Genomic DNA, 3,368 nt, shown 5'->3' on the forward strand with positions numbered 1-3,368 from the left:
GGGTGGCGGCGGCGGGGGTGACCGTCCGCTGATCGTCCTCAGCCGCCACGCGGGCCCGGGCGACGCGCTGCTCCTCGTCCACCACCTGCTGACCGACTACCGGCGGCGCCCCCGCGTCGTCATGAAGGCGCAGCTCCAGCTCGATCCGTGCATCGACATCGCCGCCAACCGCCTGCCGAACGTGTTCGTCACGCCGGGCGGCGGCGCCGTCGAGGACATCGGCCGCCTCGCCCAGGACCTCGGCCCCCGGGACGCGCTCCTGATCTTCCCCGAGGGCGGAAACTTCACCCCGGAGCGCCGCCACCGCGCGATCCGCCGCCTGACCCAGCTGCACCGGAAGGACGAGGCGGAACGCGCCGCCGCGATGCGGAACCTGATGCCGCCGCGCCCCGGCGGCGTGCTGGCCGCGCTGGAGTCCGCCCCGTCCGCCGACGTCGTGTTCGTCGCGCACATCGGGCTCGACCACATGGCCACGGCCGGCGACATCTGGCGGCGCGTCCCGCTGACGGGGCCCGTCCGCGCCCGCTGGTGGCGGATCCCCGCCGAGGACGTCCCGCCCGACCGCGACGCCCGCACCGACTGGCTCTACACCCACTGGGAGCGCGCCGACGCGTGGATCAGCGCCAACCGCGCACCCGCGCCGCAGTGACATCATGGACGCATGGGCGACGAGGGGACGGTGCGGGTCGACCTGTGGATCTGGTCCGTGCGCCTGCTGAAGACCCGCTCGATGGCGACGACCGCCTGCCGCGCGGGCCATGTCCGCGTGAACAACGAGCGCGCGAAGCCGTCCACGGCCGTGAAGCCCGGCGACGAGATCCGGCTCCGCCATGACGGACGGGAACGCATCGTCATCGTGCAGCGGATCATCCGCAAGCGCGTCGGGGCGCCCGCCGCGCAGGAATGCCTGATCGACAAGAGCCCGCCCCCGCCGCCGCGCGAGGCGCTCATCCCGGTGGGCCGCCGCGATCGCGGAGCGGGCCGTCCCACCAAACGGGAACGGCGCGAGCTGGAACGCATCCTCGACCGCTACCGCACCCTCAAAGAACCGCCCGACGACATCGAGCGGCCCTCAGACGATTGAACCTTTCGCGAACGCGGAACGGCCAATGGGCGTTCCGTCCGCGGTCTGCGCTTCGGCGACGACATGCGGCGCCTTCGGAAGGGTCACGGCGGTCTCGAATCCGTTCCGCCGCACGGTTTTGGCCACCGCCAACCGCGACGGGACGGCCCCGGTCAGGAACCGCCAAGCGGCAACGTCCGTAGCGCCGTTCCAGCTCACATGAACCCGCATCCAATGCGAATTCACCGGGTTCACGACCACGTCCGGCCGGGCTGACGGCCGCCCTGCCCACGCCGCTCTGTACGCGCGGTACGACCCGTCCCCGATGCCGGTGATCTCCAGGACGGGCGTCCCGTCGGCGCGGAACTCGGTGATCGCGGGCGTCGAGCCCCAGCCGACGAGCGCGTTCCCGTCCGGCAGCACCTGCAGGTTGCCCATGTACTGCCCGAACGTCGCGCCGTCGCTGAACTCGCGCACGAGCGACACGTGCCGGCCCGCCTCGTCGATCTCCAGGATCACACCGCGCGACGGGCCCTCGCCCACGTCCTCGATGTGGTTGTCGAACAGCGTGACCGTCCCGTCCGGCCGCCGCCGGGCGTCGTGCTGCCAGGCGAACTCCGCGTGCGCCCCGAACGTGAAGTCGCTGCGTTTCCCACCGAGCCGCCACCGGACGGCGCCGGTGCGGCGATCGACGGAATAGAGCGCGCACGTGTTCCGCGCGGACACCAGCAATGTGTCCCCATCATCCTGGACGGAATTGACGTGAACCGGATCGAACGGCTTTCCCTTTGAGCCGTCAGCGCCCTTCGTCACGGGCGTCCGCGTCTCCGCGATGTCCACATGCTCAAGCGCGCTCCAGTCGAGCAGCACCTCGCCCGTCTCGATGTCGATTTCTTGGACTCGTCCGTCCAGGACACGTCCCCTTCGAGGGCCGCCCACCGGCCGCATGTCGGCGGTGACCTCCGGATAGGCGATGATCAGCGCCGTGCCGCGCTCGGTGAGCGCGAACTCGTGCAGGTCACCGGAGACGCCGTCCCCGGCCCGCACCTCGGCGACACGCGTGTAGTCCCGGCCGAGGACGACACCGACGCCCTCCCCATAACCGCCGGTCTTCCGGGCCCCCTCCCAGTAGGTCAGGACGGGCTCACCCTCATACGTCTGCACCCGCACGTCCGTGACCAGCCGGTCGGACCGGTAGATCCACACGGGCTCGCCGTCGTCGTCCACGATCAGCGCGTCGGCGGCGTCCGTCCCGCGAAACGGCGCGAGGAGCAGTAGCCCCGCCGCCGTGGCCCCGAACCGCCGCACCGTCAACCCCGGCCGCCGCACGCCCGGCATGGTGACGTACCCGTCGCCGCCGTCCTCCGGCTCAGGCCCTCCGAAAACCCGCCGCCCGGACGCGGCCCCGCTGAGCAGAGCACCCCCTCCGACCAGCCCGGACACCAGAAACCCGCGACGCGTCACCTTCATGGGGCCTGTTTACAGCCCGAACCTCAAAACTCCATGAACGCCCCCTGAGACCCGCCTGGCCGCCCCCTCTGTCAGCGCAGAATGCCGGCCGCCCGGACGGCGTTGAGCCAGCCCGGAAACTCGTCCATCAAAGCGCGATAAAGGTCGTCGTCAGCGATGGCGCGCGGATCCGACCCGGCCGGGAAGAAGGCCGCGTTGTCGACCGCCCGCTTGCGCGGCACAGGAAGGTCGTCGAGCTTCCGCAGGAACTTGAACTTGTCGTCCCCGAACCCGATGAACTGCCAGAAGATAGGCAGCGTCGAGGCGTCGCACAGCACCCTCTCCGCCGCAGTCCGCGAGTCCGGCGACCCGTCCGTCTGGAAGACGACGAACGCAGGCGCCGCCGACGCGGCGCTCGGTAATGGTCGATGACCGCCTGCATCGCAGCGGCGTAATTCGTCGTCCCCATATGCCCGAGGCGCTCATGCTCCTCGTTGATCCGCCCCTGGTAATGCGTAAGCCCGACCTCCACCGGAGGATGCGCGATCTTGTCGAAGAACACCACCGGCACCACCCCGTCATCGTCCAGGTGCGCCGACAACGCAAGGGTCAGCTCCGCCAGATGCTGGACGGTCCCGTCCTTGTAGTACCGGCGCATCGAACCAGACCGATCGAGCACCAGATAAACGGCCGCCCGCTCGCCCCCGAGCCCCCGCTTATCAAGGTTGACCTTCGCCGCCTTGTAGAGATTGATCAAGCCGGGCGCGGTCGACTGCACCTTCTCGAAACTGATGGCCACCGGACATCTCCCCCCGCACGTAGTCACACAGAAGCCCCAGCATGCACCCCCCTCAGC

Annotated in this window: 3 protein-coding genes and 1 pseudogene; 2 read left to right on the top strand and 2 right to left on the bottom strand. The window is 70.3% G+C overall.

All coding sequences use genetic code 11. The annotated features are described in order from the left end of the window. Together E1287_RS42625 and E1287_RS42630 are read left to right on the top strand one after the other, a co-directional pair. Positions 1-649, top strand: a 649-nt coding sequence (locus tag E1287_RS42625; protein ID WP_207934812.1) for a 1-acyl-sn-glycerol-3-phosphate acyltransferase, incomplete at its 5' end; no start/stop codon positions are given. Positions 650-661: 12 nt separating this feature from the next. Then, positions 662-1,084 (top strand): RNA-binding S4 domain-containing protein, encoded by a 423-nt coding sequence (locus E1287_RS42630; RefSeq protein WP_131971746.1) that lies wholly within the window; start codon positions 662-664, stop codon positions 1,082-1,084. On the opposite strand, the gene E1287_RS42635 is transcribed toward E1287_RS42630, so the two are convergent. After that, positions 1,073-2,533, bottom strand: a complete 1,461-nt coding sequence (locus E1287_RS42635) for an arylsulfotransferase family protein (protein ID WP_131971748.1) — start codon at positions 2,531-2,533, stop codon at positions 1,073-1,075. The two genes, E1287_RS42630 and E1287_RS42635, sit on opposite strands and share 12 nt — an antisense overlap. Positions 2,534-2,604: 71 nt before the next feature. Next, positions 2,605-2,910: pseudogene (locus E1287_RS46540) on the bottom strand (VWA domain-containing protein); the annotation flags it as partial. Positions 2,911-3,368 lie beyond the last annotated feature (458 nt).

The sequence above is a fragment of the Actinomadura sp. KC06 genome, from assembly GCF_004348735.1.
Lineage (GTDB): Bacteria > Actinomycetota > Actinomycetes > Streptosporangiales > Streptosporangiaceae > Spirillospora.